Source organism: Luteibacter sp. E-22 (assembly GCF_049913125.1).
In the GTDB taxonomy this organism is placed as follows: Bacteria; Pseudomonadota; Gammaproteobacteria; order Xanthomonadales; family Rhodanobacteraceae; genus Luteibacter.
In genome coordinates, this window is record NZ_CP183975.1 from 2,654,146 (window position 1) to 2,669,009 (window position 14,864).

18 protein-coding genes are annotated in these 14,864 nt (G+C 65.3%); 6 read left to right on the forward strand and 12 right to left on the reverse strand.

All coding sequences use genetic code 11. The annotated features are described in order from the left end of the window. Positions 1 to 12 precede the first annotated feature (12 nt). Positions 13 to 213 carry a hypothetical protein gene (locus ACN9M2_RS11895; protein ID WP_426284939.1) on the reverse strand — a complete coding sequence of 67 codons (201 nt, stop codon included), beginning with the start codon at positions 211 to 213 and terminating at the stop codon, positions 13 to 15. A gap of 192 nt (positions 214 to 405) precedes the next feature. Between ACN9M2_RS11895 and ACN9M2_RS11900 the strand changes: the two genes are divergently transcribed. Then, entirely contained in the window at positions 406 to 1,110 is a 705-nt protein-coding gene (locus tag ACN9M2_RS11900) for a Crp/Fnr family transcriptional regulator (protein WP_426284940.1), read from the forward strand. Between the two features lie 8 nt (positions 1,111 to 1,118). Here the strand turns inward: ACN9M2_RS11900 and ACN9M2_RS11905 are convergent, their stop codons facing one another. The 4 genes from ACN9M2_RS11905 to ACN9M2_RS11920 form a co-directional block, all read right to left on the reverse strand. Next, positions 1,119 to 3,974 carry a TonB-dependent receptor plug domain-containing protein gene (locus ACN9M2_RS11905; protein WP_426284941.1) on the reverse strand — a complete coding sequence of 952 codons (2,856 nt, stop codon included), beginning with the start codon at positions 3,972 to 3,974 and terminating at the stop codon, positions 1,119 to 1,121. Between the two features lie 196 nt (positions 3,975 to 4,170). Further along, the gene (locus ACN9M2_RS11910) at positions 4,171 to 4,407 is read right to left on the reverse strand and encodes a hypothetical protein (protein ID WP_371023092.1); all 237 of its coding nucleotides are present in this window, start codon (positions 4,405 to 4,407) and stop codon (positions 4,171 to 4,173) included. A 64-nt stretch (positions 4,408 to 4,471) separates the two neighbouring features. Next, positions 4,472 to 4,717 (reverse strand): DUF2188 domain-containing protein, encoded by a 246-nt coding sequence (locus tag ACN9M2_RS11915; RefSeq protein WP_426284942.1) that lies wholly within the window; start codon positions 4,715 to 4,717, stop codon positions 4,472 to 4,474. 158 nt (positions 4,718 to 4,875) lie between these two features. Next, positions 4,876 to 5,571: an NADPH-dependent F420 reductase gene (locus ACN9M2_RS11920; RefSeq protein ID WP_426284943.1), complete on the reverse strand. Its 696-nt coding sequence runs from the start codon at positions 5,569 to 5,571 to the stop codon at positions 4,876 to 4,878. A gap of 113 nt (positions 5,572 to 5,684) precedes the next feature. Here ACN9M2_RS11920 and ACN9M2_RS11925 point away from each other — a divergent pair, with 113 nt between their 5' ends. After that, complete coding sequence (locus ACN9M2_RS11925) at positions 5,685 to 6,710, forward strand: TraB/GumN family protein (RefSeq protein WP_426284944.1); 1,026 nt, start codon at positions 5,685 to 5,687, stop codon at positions 6,708 to 6,710. Here the strand turns inward: ACN9M2_RS11925 and ACN9M2_RS11930 are convergent. Next, entirely contained in the window at positions 6,677 to 7,699 is a 1,023-nt protein-coding gene (locus tag ACN9M2_RS11930) for a DUF4105 domain-containing protein (RefSeq protein WP_426284945.1), read from the reverse strand. The two genes, ACN9M2_RS11925 and ACN9M2_RS11930, sit on opposite strands and share 34 nt — an antisense overlap. Positions 7,700 to 7,858: 159 nt before the next feature. On the opposite strand from ACN9M2_RS11930, the gene ACN9M2_RS11935 reads away from it, so the two are divergent. Beyond that, entirely contained in the window at positions 7,859 to 8,554 is a 696-nt protein-coding gene (locus tag ACN9M2_RS11935) for an HAD family hydrolase (RefSeq protein WP_426284946.1), read from the forward strand. A 3-nt stretch (positions 8,555 to 8,557) separates the two neighbouring features. Here ACN9M2_RS11935 and ACN9M2_RS11940 read toward each other — a convergent pair whose 3' ends face one another. From ACN9M2_RS11940 to ACN9M2_RS11955, 4 genes are all read right to left on the reverse strand, one after another. After that, positions 8,558 to 8,971: a PAS domain S-box protein gene (locus ACN9M2_RS11940; RefSeq protein ID WP_426284947.1), complete on the reverse strand. Its 414-nt coding sequence runs from the start codon at positions 8,969 to 8,971 to the stop codon at positions 8,558 to 8,560. Between the two features lie 56 nt (positions 8,972 to 9,027). Beyond that, positions 9,028 to 9,399, reverse strand: a complete 372-nt coding sequence (locus tag ACN9M2_RS11945; RefSeq protein WP_426284948.1) for a response regulator — start codon at positions 9,397 to 9,399, stop codon at positions 9,028 to 9,030. Between the two features lie 165 nt (positions 9,400 to 9,564). Further along, positions 9,565 to 11,277: a patatin-like phospholipase family protein gene (locus ACN9M2_RS11950; RefSeq protein ID WP_426284949.1), complete on the reverse strand. Its 1,713-nt coding sequence runs from the start codon at positions 11,275 to 11,277 to the stop codon at positions 9,565 to 9,567. A gap of 81 nt (positions 11,278 to 11,358) precedes the next feature. Further along, a complete protein-coding gene (locus tag ACN9M2_RS11955) occupies positions 11,359 to 11,718 on the reverse strand; it encodes a DUF1304 domain-containing protein (RefSeq protein ID WP_426284950.1) in 360 nt (119 codons plus the stop codon). Between the two features lie 153 nt (positions 11,719 to 11,871). Here ACN9M2_RS11955 and ACN9M2_RS11960 point away from each other — a divergent pair, with 153 nt between their 5' ends. Both ACN9M2_RS11960 and ACN9M2_RS11965 read left to right on the forward strand, forming a co-directional pair. Continuing rightward, the gene (locus ACN9M2_RS11960; protein WP_426284951.1) at positions 11,872 to 12,147 is read left to right on the forward strand and encodes a hypothetical protein; all 276 of its coding nucleotides are present in this window, start codon (positions 11,872 to 11,874) and stop codon (positions 12,145 to 12,147) included. A gap of 81 nt (positions 12,148 to 12,228) precedes the next feature. Then, positions 12,229 to 12,579: a UBP-type zinc finger domain-containing protein gene (locus tag ACN9M2_RS11965; protein ID WP_426284952.1), complete on the forward strand. Its 351-nt coding sequence runs from the start codon at positions 12,229 to 12,231 to the stop codon at positions 12,577 to 12,579. Between the two features lie 16 nt (positions 12,580 to 12,595). Here the strand turns inward: ACN9M2_RS11965 and ACN9M2_RS11970 are convergent, their stop codons facing one another. Continuing rightward, complete coding sequence (locus ACN9M2_RS11970; RefSeq protein ID WP_426284953.1) at positions 12,596 to 13,228, reverse strand: cation transporter; 633 nt, start codon at positions 13,226 to 13,228, stop codon at positions 12,596 to 12,598. A 145-nt stretch (positions 13,229 to 13,373) separates the two neighbouring features. Here ACN9M2_RS11970 and ACN9M2_RS11975 point away from each other — a divergent pair, with 145 nt between their 5' ends. Further along, positions 13,374 to 13,976: an SDR family oxidoreductase gene (locus ACN9M2_RS11975; RefSeq protein WP_426287911.1), complete on the forward strand. Its 603-nt coding sequence runs from the start codon at positions 13,374 to 13,376 to the stop codon at positions 13,974 to 13,976. Between the two features lie 75 nt (positions 13,977 to 14,051). Here ACN9M2_RS11975 and ACN9M2_RS11980 read toward each other — a convergent pair whose 3' ends face one another. Then, on the reverse strand, positions 14,052 to 14,687 hold the full coding sequence (locus tag ACN9M2_RS11980) for a hypothetical protein (RefSeq protein ID WP_426284954.1): 636 nt from the start codon (positions 14,685 to 14,687) through the stop codon (positions 14,052 to 14,054). Between the last annotated feature and the right edge of the window lie 177 nt (positions 14,688 to 14,864).

A 14,864-nucleotide genomic window follows, 5' to 3' on the forward strand; every position in this document is an offset into this window, starting at 1 on the left:
GCGGGCGCGCCATCAGGCCGGTTCGGTCTCGGCCGCCGCCGGGCGTGCCACGTCGTGAATCGCCGCGGCGCGCTGCATGGCCATCAGGAAATCCGTGCCGTAGCGCATCACGAAGGGCGCCACGGTACCGGGTACGAAGCCATCCGGCAGGGCCGCTATGGCGGCGCCGGCATCTTCGGTGATCGGATTGAAACGTGTGAATCGACTAGCCATGGCCTTGACGGCCCCCTGTTGACATTCCCCCAAGATGCGTAACTAAAGCAAAAATCCGGCCACGTCAATGGGGCACGGTCGCCCGAGGGCGCATGCGGCATAAGCGCACATCTGCCTGACGGCGAAGGGACCAGGCCCGCGCCGATCCTAGAATGGCCTTGCACGCACCAGGCAGAGAGAGCGAGGTTCCTCATGTACCAGGCTTGCGCACAGGTCCAGCACGCCACCGTCCCGGCAACCCGGGCGGCTGTGCATTGCAGCGCTTCCTGCCGTCACGCCGGTGCATGCGAAGCAACCCGCGGTGGCGACGACAACCTGCTGGAGATGCGTGGCGTGGTGGAACGGGTCGGCCCCTTCCTCGAAGGCGACCGCCTCGTCCAGCCCGAAGCGCCGCATCGCGCGGCGTTCGCCGTGCTGTCAGGCCTGGCCATGAGCGTCGGTGGTGGCCGCGTGCTTGCCTTCCACCTGCCCGGCGAATTGTTCGCCCTCGACATCGCGCGCAGTCAAACCCATGGCGCATCCGTGGTGGCGATCGGCAAGACATGGTTCTGTCGTTTCCCCCGGGCCGCGACCGACGCCCTATGTGAACACAACGAGGACATCGCCCGGCACCTGCGCACGTTGCGCAGGCGCGAGCGCGGAAAGACGCCCCATGCCGAGGGTGCCGCCATCGAGCGCGTGCGCGCTTTCCTTGCCGACCTGCTCGAACGCCGGCGGCGTATCGAGGGCCCCTCGCCGTTCGTGCCCTTGCCGATGTCCCGCGACGACATCGGCTCCTATCTGGGCATGAGTTCGGCGACCGTGACGCGGATGCTGGCGAAATTGCGTGCCGAAGGCGTGCTTGCCATCCGCGCCGACGGCGTCGACGTGCTCGACGAAGCGTCCCTGCTTCACTGACGGAGCCCTCATAGTTTCACCCGCACCCCCAGCGTGAAGAACCGGCCGATCACGCCGTTCTGCGCGTAGGTCGGGTTGTAGTTGAGCGCCGCGTAGTTCAGCGGATCGAACGGCGCCTTCTTGTCGAACACGTTCATGATCGAGCCGGTGATCGCCACCTTGTCGCTGATGTCGTAGCGCCCGGTCAGGTCGAAGTCCGTGAACGACGCCATGCGGCAATCAGCGGGCACGTTCGCGCCCGTGTCCGTGTTGGTCGAGAAACATCCCGTGGTGATATCGGGCGCGGTCAGCTTGATACCGCTCGTGTAGTACAGCGTGCCGGTGATGGTGGCCTTGCCGAACTGGATGCTGTTCGCCCAAGAACCCCGGTAGCGCGGCGTGCCAGCGCCCGACGACAGGCCGTACGGACCATGCGTGCCCACGAACTGCAACTTGCTTCCATCCTCGAGGGTCAGCTGCCAGCTGATGATCTTCGTCAGGTTCAGTTCGCTCGTGAAGCGCACGTTCTCGCTGAAGTCGTGCCCAGCCTTGAGGTTCAGGTCCAGGCCCTTGGTCTCCAGCGCGTTCTGGTTCACGTAGGGCGCGGCGACCACGAGTGGGCGTGGCAAGGCGTCCGGTGCGGCGGGATCGGGCACGTCCTGCACGATCGCCGACTCCGGCGGTAACGGCAGCCCCGCGTAGTACGCATCCAGCACCGCGCTCGCGCTCTGCTGCGCGATCACGCCGGTTTTCTTGATCCGGTAGTAATCCAGCGACGCGCTGAGGTCCGGCGTCGGCTGGTACAGGATGCCGAAGGTCCAGCTCTTCGACCGTTCCGGCTTGATGTTCGGGTTGGCCCGGGTAAGGAACCCGAGGCCATAGGGCTGCACATAGCCGCTGTTGCCATGAGCGGCCTGGAAGTCCTCCGGAGGCGTGTACGTGGCGAACCCTTCCGCTTCGCTGGAGCCATTCTCGGCGAAACTCGGCGCGCGGAATCCCTTGGAGAAGGTGCCGCGGAACGCCAGTTCCTCGATCGGCTTCCACTTGATGCCGATCTTGGGCGAGAAGTTATTGCCGAAGTCGGAATAGTGGTCGTAGCGGCCCGACACATCGACCTCCAGCGATTCGAGGAACGGCGCATCCAGTTCCACATAGACGCCCGACACGGTACGGTCGCCCTTCACGTGGGCGATGCCGAGGCCTTGCGCGGCCAGATTCGGATTGAGGTCCGGATCGTCCTGTTCCTCGTGACGCACGTCGACACCCGCGGCAAGCCCCAACGAGCCTCCGCCCAGGTCCATCAACGGACGCGTCACGCGGAAATCGAACGACTGCAGGTCGCTGGTCGAGGTTTTCTTCAGCGCGGGCGCGAGCGCGCCGAGGAACTCGCGCGAATTCGCAGCTGGATCGATGAAGTTGTACGTACCGTTGGTCACCGCGGCGATCAACCGGTCGTAGTTGAGGAAGCCCGACAGCCGCGTGTCCAGCGACGAGTGATTGAAGACCAGGGCGGTGTCGTAGCCCCACTCGCCCCACGATCCGGTGAGGCCGCCGACGATGCGCAGGTTGTGGTTGTCGTTCTCGCCACTCGCCAGCGCGCTCTGGAAGCCGTAGTTGATGAGCGCCGCCTTGCCTTCGGCGGCGAACGGGTTGTTCGGATTCAACGATCCGTCGGGTAGGGTCGCCGGCAGCGCGATCGAGTTCGTGTTGCGCGGCGTGCCCGCCTGGATCTGCGCAGGCACGCCGGGGAAGGAGGTCTTCACCTCGTAGTAGCTGGCGGCAAGATAGGCCTTGCTCGTGTCCGACAGCTTGATGGTGAACCGCCCGTACAGGCCACGCCGGTCCATCGTCGGCTGGATCGCGGTATAGCGCGCGAAGTTCTGTGCACAGTAGCTTCCGGGATTCGCCGGATCATCGGTGACCAGCGTGCCCCGCGATCCGCAAGGAACCAGCGGCTGTGCCACCGCATCCGGGTCCGGAACGCCCGATGTCACGTCGCCCGGACGTGACAGCGTACCGGGCGTCACCGTGCCGTAGATCGAGCCGGAGTTCTGCGAGGGCTGCCCTCCGATGAGGTTGTTTCCGCCACTGCGCCGGATATCGGCCGTGTTGTACGGGTAACCACGCTGCCGGGTGAGTATCTCGTCGTCGTGCTGGTACTCGGCGCTGAAATACGCGTTCCAGCCGTCCTTGTTGAGGTCGCCGCCGCCGAACAGCACGGTGGCCCGCTTGGTCGTGCCGCCACCGTGTTGCGAGGTGCCGACATCGGCGGTGAACTCGGTGCCCTGGTAGCCCGGCCGGAGGATGATGTTGACCACGCCCGCAATGGCGTCCGCGCCATAGAGCGACGACGCGCCATCCTTCAGTACTTCGATGCGCTCGATGGCATTCGACGGGATGGTGTTGAGATCGACGAAAGAGCGCTGGCCATCGTCGGCCAGCGGGTAGTTCGCCGCACGCCGGCCGTCGATCAGCACGAGGGTGGAGTTGACGGTCAGGCCGCGCAGCGCCACGCCCGACGAGCCGGCGGCAAAGCCGGCCGTGAACGAGGCCGGTATCGAGCCACTGTTATCCGCCGACACGGCGCGCACCACGTCGGACACCGTGGTGAGTCCGCTCTTCTGGATCTGCTCGGCCGTGATCGTCGTTACCGGCGAAGGCGTTTCCACGTCGATGCGGGGTAGCGCCGATCCGGTGACGGTGATGGTCTGAAGTTCCGTCGTCTGCTGTTCCTGCGGGGTAGCCGGGGCTGCGGGGGGCGTGTCTTGTGCGGCTTGCGCGGGCGTGTCCTGCGCAGCCGCGGCGTCGTAGCCGCATGCCAATGCGGTGACGATGGACAAAGCGAGACCGTGACGCCGAAGCGCCTTCTGGGATGTCGTTTTCATTGTGAGTCTCCGGAGCCTTAGGGGAGTGGGGCTGGGACTTGGCGGCTCCGGGAATGAGTTCGCAACGTGACATTCACAGGGACGCAAGGAAAACTTACGCCGTGTAAACAGGGCGCACCATCGGCCATTCGGAATATGTTGCGATAGGCAAAAACGGCAAGCGATGGCACGGGCTATGCAGGTGCCATCGCCGGTGTCACTCGTCGCCGGGATCGAATCCCTCGCGTTCGCGCATGAGCTTGCGGGCGGCGGCGATACCGAGTGTCAGGCCTTCCGCGCAGGCGTCTTCTTCGTTCTCATGCAGGGTCGTGCACAATCTCTCCTGCAATTCCTCGCCGTCTTCGCTGATGACGTACTTGCCACGCCAGCGGCCCGGCTTGGCCACGTAGCACGTGCCGTCCACGTCGAAGTAACCAATCTTTCGATGCGTCATGGGTGGGATGATCCTCCTTATCGTCTCCCATCGTAAGGATCGAGGATCAACGCGACGTGCAGCGCTATTGCAACCTGTCGACCGGACGCTTCGCGTTGGACTCGAATTCCCGCCAGATGCCGTCGGCGCCTTCCACCGAAACCAGTACCTGCAAGCCGTTCTGCGTGCCCAACAGCTTCGACTGCTGCACCGCATAGGCGATGGCGGCGATACGCGTCTCGAAGTTCTCGGTGGGCACGCCATTCATCTGCACGTGCCACAGGCCCGCCATATCCGGATGAAACGGAATGTCGTAAATCACCAGGGCCATGGAAGTAATGGGTAACCTCGCTAGGCGGAAGGCCGGCGGCCCCACGATCCATGGGTGTCACGGCTGCTCGTCAGGTGCGCAAGATTATCCGTTCCCACGTGCCCCTACAACGGAAGACCGCGTATGCCATTCCTTCACGCGAAGGTCACGCAAGACGATCAACGTGGCGTATCGAAATCGCCGGGGCTGGCATCCGTCGCCCGCCATTCGGGCCGACGCGCGCGCACCGCCGCGAGCAATGCCTGCTGCACGCCTTCCAGGTCGCGATCCGTCGTGTAGACGGGTGACCCCGGCTGTTGTCGCCATGAATCGGCAAGCGTGCCGGCGTCGACGCCGTCGAAGCCGAGTTCGTCCACCAGTTTCAATACCTTCGCCTTCGCGTTCGCATCGTCGCCCGCCACCGGCAAGGCGATACGTCCCTCCGCCGTCGCCGGTTTGCCTCTCTTCAAGAGGTGATCGGCGTAGATATTGTTGAACGCCTTGACGACCGGGCGGCCGAGCCTGTCCGATACCCATTGGCTTTCCGGCACGCCTTCCTCGATAGGGCCGATGCGCCCGTCACGCTGCCGCGGATAGTAGTTGCCCGTATCGACCACCACGGTGTCGTCGGGCACGCCCGCGAAAAGATCCGCTGGCAAGTCCGGGATCTTCGCCTCGGGAATGGTGACGACCACGACCTCGCCGGCACGCGCCGCCTCGTGTGCGGTGACGGCCACCGCGCCCGTTTCGTTCTCGAGATCGGTCAGCGTATGCGGTCCACGGGAGTTGGCGATGAACACTTCATGCCCGAGTTCGCGAAATCGCCTGGCGAGGGTGCCGCCGATGTTGCCGGCACCGATGATGCCAATCTTCATGATGGTCTCCGCTCCGGCTAAAACCTCGATTCTCGCTATCCCGCGTGAATGCCGGGCGAGCGATGGGTGAGCACGGCGCGCCCGTACAGTCGTCATGCCCTAGAATTTCGCCGATGACCCGCTACCGTGCCCGATTCCTCGTATTTCCCGCCCTGCTCTGCTCCGCGTGGCTGGCGACCTCGGCCCGGGCGCAGACGCCTCCGCCCGATACCTCCGTACCGACGCTGGAAGCGGTGACGGTCAGTGGCGAGCAGCCCGGTCCCGGCCTTTGGCGCGCCACGCGAGACGGGCACACGCTGCTGATCCTGGGCACCCTCACGCCGCTGCCGCGGAAGATGACCTGGAAGACCGACGAAATCGACGAGGCGCTCGCGCATGCGGGCGCGCTGCTCATGCCGCCCCACGTGGAAATCAAGCCGAACACCGGCTTTTTCGGCCGCCTCGCCCTGCTCCCATCGCTCATAGGCGTGCGCAACGCGCCGGACGGAGCGACGCTGAAAAGCAGCGTACCCGCCGATGTCTATACGCGCTGGCTGGCGGTGAAGGCACGCTACATCGGCAACGACCGCGGCGTGGAACGCTACCGCCCGATCTTCGCCGCCATCGAACTCTACAAGGACGCGGTGAAGAAGAGCGGTCTCGCGAGGTCGGGAGATATCACCCGCACGGTCGCGGCGCTCGCGAAGAAGCACGGCGTCGCGCAGGTCGACGTGACGTACACCTTGCTGGTGAACGATCCACGCGCGGCGATCAAGGCGTTCAAGCGCTCCACCCTGGACGACGTCTCCTGCTTCACACAGAGCATCGACAACATCGATGCGCAACTCGCCGACATGGCCGCGCGCGCGAATGCCTGGGCCACCGGCGATGTCGCCGCGCTGCGCGACGACCGGCGTGCGAAGCAACGCCTCACGTGCCTCAACGCCGTCACCGAAGGCGGCGTGGCGCAACGCATCGGCCTCGCCGATGTACCCGAGGCCATCCGGGCTCGCTGGCTCGCCGCGGTCGACGCCGCGGTCGCGGCCAACGCGCAGGCGGTGGCGATCGTATCCATCGACGACTTGCTCGGCGCGCATGGTTACCTCCAGGCCCTGGAGGAACGAGGCTACGCCGTGGAGTCCCCCGACGGCGGCGAGTGAGCGGGCGGTATGCCGACACGGATCGCCGCCGAGAAATCGTCCTGCGGCCGGGTCGCCCTCGCCCGCTCCGTGATCCTGCCCAGCCGGCGCCATTCGTCCACGCTGAAACGGGGGTCGAGGGTCCCGTTGTCACCAAGGTATTCGGGCAGGTAGCCGGTCAGCAGCAGGCGCAGGTCGAACGGCAAGGCGCCATCGATGCGTTTCGCCATGCGATAGACGATGGTGGTGCAATTGGATGTCACCGTGTTGTAGAAGCGCGGCGTCCTGGCCAGTTCGTTGGCGGCGTCCACGTAGGAAAGAAACAGTGAGCGCATGGCCTCGCGCGGCATCCGCAACGGAAAGAGATAGTCGTCCTCGCCACGCACGTTGCTGCGGACCCGGACGATATCGCGTTCGTCGGCGGCGATCAGGATCAATTCGAACTGCCTGAAGAAGCCGCCGATCTCGGAGAAGGCCTCGCCACGCTTGCGCCGTATCTCGACGGAGAACACCACATGGCGTCCGTCATCGAAGCCGAACGAGAGCATGGCGTGGGCAATGGCCTTGCCCGACCAGTAGGAAAGGATCGCGTCCACGCCTGCGAGGTGGTCCAGATGATATTCCCGGGTGTCCCAGCGTACGTCGTAGTCGTCGTCGCTGCGCCACGCGAAGTCGCGCACGTTGTGCAACACGACGCGCGAGCCCTCGACCTCGCCATCCAGGAGGCGCGCGACGTCGTCCGCCCAGACGCGGTCGTTGCGCGGCCGGATGGTCGCCCACCAGGCGAACAGCGCGGCGAAGGAGGCCAGCAGGCCGGGTAATGCCCACCATGCGCGCCAACCGAACCAGGCAGCCCAGAGCGCGGCGCAGCCGAGTGCCCATACGGAGGCGGCCGCCAGGCGCGCCGCGCGTATGCCGGGGAAACGGAAGGCCAGCGCGAAGGCTCCCCAGGCACCGGAGAGGAACAACGCGGCGGCGGCCAGGACACCCGCGGCAGCGCGGGCAAGCATGCGCCGATCTTTCTTCATCGCCGAAGCGTGGCCTGCGCCGCACGCGAACGCAAACACTTGCCCCGCCGGTTGGCCGCCGGACTATGGCGCAGTGCCACGAACCGCGCTATTTTCGGGGCGAACCGGGCACTCCGCCCGGCAAGGCGGTTCGGGGGTGGCATGCTCCGTTTTCCCGCGACACCACAGGCGATCGTGTTCGACCTCGACGGCGTCCTCTTCGATACCGAAGCGCTTTACCGCGACGCCCTGCTGGCCGCCGCCGCCGAGGCCGGCATCCACATACCGCTGTCGCTTTGCCAGCGCATGATCGGATTGCACGGGCATGCGGCGCGCGTGCTCCTGCACGAGCACGTGGGCGACGATACCGACCTGGACACCATCTGGACCGGCACCGCCGAGCGTTACCGCGCGATGCTCGATACCGACCTCCGCTTGAAGCCTGGCGTGACCGCGCTGCTCGATACCCTCGACGAACTCGGCCTGCCACGTGCGATCGCCACCTCGTCCTCGCACGGCACCGCGATCCACCACCTGGAAGCCTTCGGCCTGCGCGACCGCTTCGACGCCCTCGTGGCGTCGGGCGACTGCGAACGCTGCAAGCCGTATCCAGACCCGTACCTGCGGGCCGCGCGCATCCTCAACAAACCCACCGGCAGCTGCCTTGCCCTGGAGGATTCCCAGGCGGGGGTACGCTCCGCGGTGGCCGCGGGCCTGCCGACGATCATGGTGCCCGACCTGCAACAGCCCTCCGCCGAGCTGAGACGGCTGTGCGCCGGTGTCGTCGGTGACCTGGACGAGGTGAACGCCTGGTTGCGTGGCGCATGTGGCTCCGCCGGCGAAGCACGGGCGCACTAGCGTTCAAGCATCGCCAGGGCGCTCGATCGCATCGTGGACCAGCACCGAGGCCACCTGTTTCCCACGGGCGTCGCACACCGGATAGGCCGATCCCTGCAAGGTCTGCCGCGATCCGTCCGGCCGGCGCACGACCCAACGCGCGTGCCGCGTGGTCTCGCCCTGGCGCACGGCACGGGTCAGGGGAAGATCGGCCGAGGGGTACGGCCTCCCCTCTTCGGTGAACAGGCTGTACATCCGGCTGTAATCGTCCGGGCCGACCGCCAGGCGCACCCATCCGTGCAATTCGGCCGCCCGCTCGTTCACGTGGACGATCTCGCCCATTCCATCGGCGACGATGACGCCGAACGACGTGTCCTTCAGGCTCCGCCACGGATGCCCGCCGAACGTCCACGGCTCGTCGAAACTGATTCGCGACATCTCCTCCTCCCCCTACGAACCGTCGACGTCATCGAGTCAAGGGCGCGGAGACACCGTCAAGAGGCGGGCTGTCCGCTCGCCTCGCGGATCGCCCGTTCGAGCTGGTGTGCGCTATAGGGCTTGTGCACCAAGGGTGCACGGTAGCGGCCGGGGATGTCGACCGGCATGGCGCCGGTGGCGAGCACATAGGGAATACCGCGGCGCTGGAGTTCGTCGAGCGCCGGATAGGCCATCACGCCCTGCAGGTCGAGATCGACGACCGCGACGTCGCAACGCTCGACATGGGCGACGCGGATCGCTTCCTCGATGCAGCCCGCGCACGCGGCAACGTCGTAGCCAAGCCGCTCCTCGAGCAGGTCGGTAAGCGCCGAAGCAAGTCCGGAATGATCTTCGAACACGATGACGCGAGGCGAGGCGGTGATGCTCATACGTTACCCGCGTAGGAGTTATCCGACTCCAACCTACTACCGAATGAACGCCGCCGCTATATACCGCTTGACAGATTTTTCATCGAAATGAGACCTGCATCTTCACGGATGCGGAGACATGCATTTTTGTCACGATTTAAGCGCACGCTTTCGGCAGGATTTCCCTCACCAGAGGTCATGTTTGCGCAAGGCATCCACCAATCGACGCGAGGCCAGGGCAAGCAGCTTCCGACGGGCATAGGTATGCCATGCCAGCCAGGTCAGCAGCTTGTCCTTCCACTTGTCGGTGGCGACGGCATAGAGCGCATCCATGCGCTTGCCTATCGCCGGCATGAGGGTCGCTGGATCGAACGCGCCCTTGGGCCAGTCCGGCAGGCAGTCCTCGCGCCGGGCCGGATCGCACTCCGCGACCAGCGGAATGACCGGCGCATGGAGGACGCCGTCGCGCACCCGCAGGTAGCCGGCCATGGCGGGATCGGCGGTCCACGAGGCGACGATGGGATTCCCGGCGGGAACCAGGAAATGCTCGGCGAGGAAACGTTGCGCATTGCGCCGGCCAAGCAGGAAGTCGTGGCGGCGATAGGCCTCGGCGAAGAACCCGGAGAAGCCTCCCAGCGCTCCCGCCGCCACCGCGCGCCCACCCAGCCAGCGCACGGAGCCGTCCGCCGACGAACGGGTCGGCGCGATGAGGAAGCGGCTGTACACGGCGTCGTCCATCGCGAGGGCGATCTCACGGGGCTTGAACCGGGCCTGCTGCTTCCAGGATGCGAAGAGGGCGGCAAGCGCACCGACGACGTTGAGCGGCGCGGCGTATTCGGGGCCGAGGTCGTCCGGCTCGGGGAACGGGTCCACCATCAGCACGATGCGGTTCACCTGGTCGCCCCTGCGCGGATTGCGTCCGAGCATGCCCGCCAGCTCGGTCCTGGCCAGTTCGAACGGCTCGTTGTCCATCGCGCCGCCATCGACACCTACGAAGCGGTAGGTGGCGGAACCCCGGTCGAGCACGTCCCGCTTCGGCTCGATGGCCACCACTCGCGATATCCCTCGCTCGTCGGGAATCACGACGCTGCGTTGGAGGTAGTCGCTCCAGCGCCGTTCCACCTCCCGGTGGCGCAGGCCGCCAGGGAACGCCGAGGATGCCAGCGCGGCGGTCATCAAGGCTTGCCAGCCCCTATCGGGAAGATGCTTGGGGTGCGCCACGTAGAGATCGTCGGGGTATTGCCAGGCCCGGTCGTAGATACCCTGCCCCGTGTCGACGGAAAACCGCAGGTAATCCTCATGCGCCACCATGCCGTGGCCCGCCTGCGCGCCATTGCCGGCGAAGGGCACCGCATAGGGCACTCCACGCAGGTTGGTGACCGTGAAGACGAACTTCAGCGGATTCGCGATGTACCGGCGTGCCCGCGGCTCACCTTGGAAACGCAGCGCATTCGCGGCGATCTCGTCCAGGCAGCGCGTATCCAGCAACGAGGCGATCGGCTGGTCCTTGTCCGCGAGATCGTTCGTGCCGAGGAAGTGGCGGATGTCCACCCGCTTCACCCAGGCGTCGTAGAAGGGGTTGGCCACCGCCGCCTCGCCTTCCGAGGCGTGCACATGAGGAAAAGCGTATGGCAGCGCCACCGCCGAAATCACGCCGTTGATGCTGCCCGCCGATGCCCCGGAAACCACGCGCAACAACACGTCGTGGTCCGGCACGGGCAAGCCGGCATCCTTCGCCGTGTACCAGCGATCCAGCGCCTCATACAGGAAGTCGAGCACCCCAGCGGCGTAGGCGCCTCCGGACACCGCCCCGGCGAGGGCGAGGCCGAGTTCGAACGTGCGCTCGCGCGGCGGTGGCGTGATGTCCGGGTGCGCGAGGGGAAGATCGGTGTCGGGCATGCCCGCTCCCGTCGATAGGTCCTGCGGGATTATCCGCGAACGCCTCCGGTCAAACTCCGATCGTCACCACGTTTCCGCGTATCAGCGAGCGAGCCACTGCGCTGCCAGCGCGAGGGCGGCGGGCAAGGCCTGCACGTAGAGGATGCGCCGGCTGGCGGTCAGCCCACCCCACACGCCGGCCACCACCACGCAACCCAGGCCGTAGAACAGGAAGGCCGTGGCGAAGGGTTCGCGCAGGCTCAGGCCCAGCAGCAGTGCCACCACCAGGAACCCGTTGTACAGGCCCTGGTTGGAGGCCAGCGGGGCGCTGTCACGGGCGAACTGCTCCGTGATCCCGAAGACCTTCGGTCCGCGACTGCGCCACAGGACCATTTCCAGGATCACGATGTACACATGGATCAGGAGCACCAGCACGGTGAGCACGGTGGCGGCGAGGGTCATGCGCTGGTCCTGCATCGATGGGTATGCGGCGCAGGATAGCCGTTAATGCGGCTGTCGCGCTCCCTCGGACGTTTCGCGTATTCCTTTAGTAGGCCAGATGGTGGATTGCGGCCTGACGCGGAATTCGTCCTTAATCGCCGGATGCGTTACGTCATGGCAGCCCAGGAGATATCTCTGGAGGCCCTCGGGCTGCTCCAGGCCTTGCTGCACCACGATTACAACGAAGCCCAGTTCCGTGCCAACCACGTGGCCCGCCATGCCTTGCAGCACGAGCACCTGAGCGTGGCCGACGCCGCCGAGCGCATCGAGTCCCTGCTGGCCTGCGGCTGTCCGAACGCGATGGAACTGCGGATCGCCCTTCGATCCCTGGCCAGTTCGGTGGACCGCATGCAGGACACGGCGATGCGCAGGGCCGGCCGTCTCTTCTGAACATTCGTGACGGCATGCGGGGACAAGCGGGCAGCCTTGCCGCCGGGTTAGGATCGACGCGACCCCCGCGGAGCGTTATCCATGAAGACCGAGAGTGACGGCATCGACCCGAAGGCGCGGCCCAGCGGCACCGGCTGTGTCGAATGCGAACAGACCGGCAGCTGGTGGTTTCACCTGCGCCGCTGCGCCCAGTGCGGACACATCGGTTGCTGCGACGACTCGCTCAACAAGCACGCCAGCAAGCACGCCCGGGAAACGGGCCACCCGATCATCCAGAGCTTCGAGCCGGGCGAGGATTGGTTCTACGACTACCGTAACGACGACATGTTCGAAGGCCCGGTACTGGCACCGCCGCATAGCCACCCGATCGACCAGCCGGTGCCCGGTCCCGAGGGACGCGTCCCTCCACGCTGGCAGCGCCTGCTCGTCTGACGAGGAACCGCCCGGGTTATCCGTGCGCGATCGGCCGTGGCGGCCGGAAATCCTGCCACGCGGCGGATACGACATGGATGCCGGTGCGCGCGAATAGCAATGCAAGGGCACTACCGAACAGCAGGTCCAGCCACGACCAATGCATCCACGCGATGAGGCCCGTGGTGACCAGCACCCCCGCATTGCCGATGACATCGTTGCGCGAGCACAACCAGACCGAGCGCATGTTGATGTCGTGCGAACGAAACCGCGTGAGCAACGCCAGGCATGCGCCGTTACCCAGAAGTGCGAGGCTCGCCGCCACCGCCATCACGCCCGGCAAGGGTGCCGGCCCGACGATCAGCTTGTGGATGACGTCGGCCAGCACCAGTCCCGCGAACAGTAATTGCACGAAGCCCTTCATCAACGCCGCGCCCGCACGCGAACGCAACGAGCGACCGACGACGACGAGGCTGGCGGCGTAAACCAGCGCATCGCCCAGGCTGTCCAGGGAATCGCCCTGCAGCGCCGTCGAATCCGCCCATACGCCAGCACCGAACTCGCCCGCGAAGATCACGAGGTTGATGCCGAGCACCGCCCACAACACGCGTCGCTGCGCCCTGGAACGAGCCAGCGATTCGCCGGTGGATTCGCAATCGCAGCAAGGCATGTGCGTGCCGTCGGTGGCAAGAAATACATAGACTACAACCCCTTGCCTACGGTGGTGATCCGGTGTCACGCTCTTCCTCGCAGCCAGCGGATGCTCCCTCCTGACCACGCCGACGAAAGAATACCTGCGCCGTGGCTGGAAGGTCATCGCCACGGGGCGAGCCGATTCGACGGACCGGCTTCGCCAACTCGCGGCTTCGTGCCCCGGCGCGCTCGACGTGGAAGTCGTCGACATCACCCGCCCGGAACAGATCGCCGCCCTTCGAGCCCGTCTCTCGGATCGGCCACTGGACGTACTTTTCGTGAATGCCGGTGTCACCAACGACCACCGGGAAACCATCGCGAATGTTTCCACCGAGGAATTCATCCGCGTGATGGTGACGAACTCGCTGAGTCCGATGCGAGTGGTCGAGACATTACAGGACCTGGTGCGCCCCGCCGGGACGATCGGGGTGATGTCGTCCGGGCAAGGCAGCCTGACCAACAACACCAACGGCAACCACGAGGTCTATCGCGGCAGCAAGGCAGCGCTCAACATGTTCATGCGCAGCTTCGCCGCGCGGCACGCCGGCGATCCACGCACCGTGCTTCTCACGGCGCCGGGATGGGTGCGAACGGACATGGGCGGTCCCGATGCCCGCTTGAGCATCGAGGAAAGCATTCCGAACCTGCTCGATGCGATGGAGGCCCATCAAGGGCGTGGCGGACTCCACTACGTGGACTATCTGGGCCGGACCGTGCCCTGGTAAAAGCGCCCGGAAATATAGGCCTCGAATGTTCGAGACCAGGGTCGAAGCTCCCGGGCTCCACCCTCCCCACTAAGGTCAGCGCTGACCGGAATCGCTATCGCCGCTCAAGGTCTTAACGGTCTTTCCATGCTCGTCGAGAAACGCGATCTGGGGCGTGCCGGTGGCAGGTACGGACAATTGAATTCGTTCATGCCCCGCGGCATCCATCAAAGATAGCGACGCCGACCCGTCATCAGATCGTCCCACCCATATACGGCGATGGTTTGGACCGTTTTCCTGGCTGTCAGAGATGGCCAGACCCGCGAAATTATCTGTCTTGTCGTTGACACCTATGAGCTTCACGACTTCATTCGCGTTATAGCGATCGAACGACAGGCTTCCTCCGGCATCCACGACGTCTCCGTTGGCGAGCCGCTTTCCGCCAAAGATAAGGCCACCGTTCTCCGAGCCTTCGTCGTTGTAGAAGATCATCCCAGCCTGCGGTCGATCCATCTTCGGCTGCTCTTTACCCTTGACGATCACCCCCGGCATCCGGGCGCCGTTCGTGATGATCATGCGGAGCGTGCCGTCAGCTTCACGCACGTTGATTCGCTGCACATTGAGCTCGTCGAACGAGGTAGCAGAGGTTTTCGTAAAGCCTGACAGCATCGACACCGCAAAAACCGCAGTGAGTACGCCTGAATAGATCACAAGAAATCGCTGACCGAACATACCTGTCTCCATGTCGAAAAGGACGCGTTTCCACGTCGCCGTACCGGAACCGAGGTGGCAACCAGCGGCGAGAGGCAGTGTGAAGCTGTCACGGAGTGATCTGTCTGCCATGTGCCAAAGGTGGCGAATTCATTCGACAGATAGCCGCTTCAGTCAGCATCTCGGAATTCCGCCATG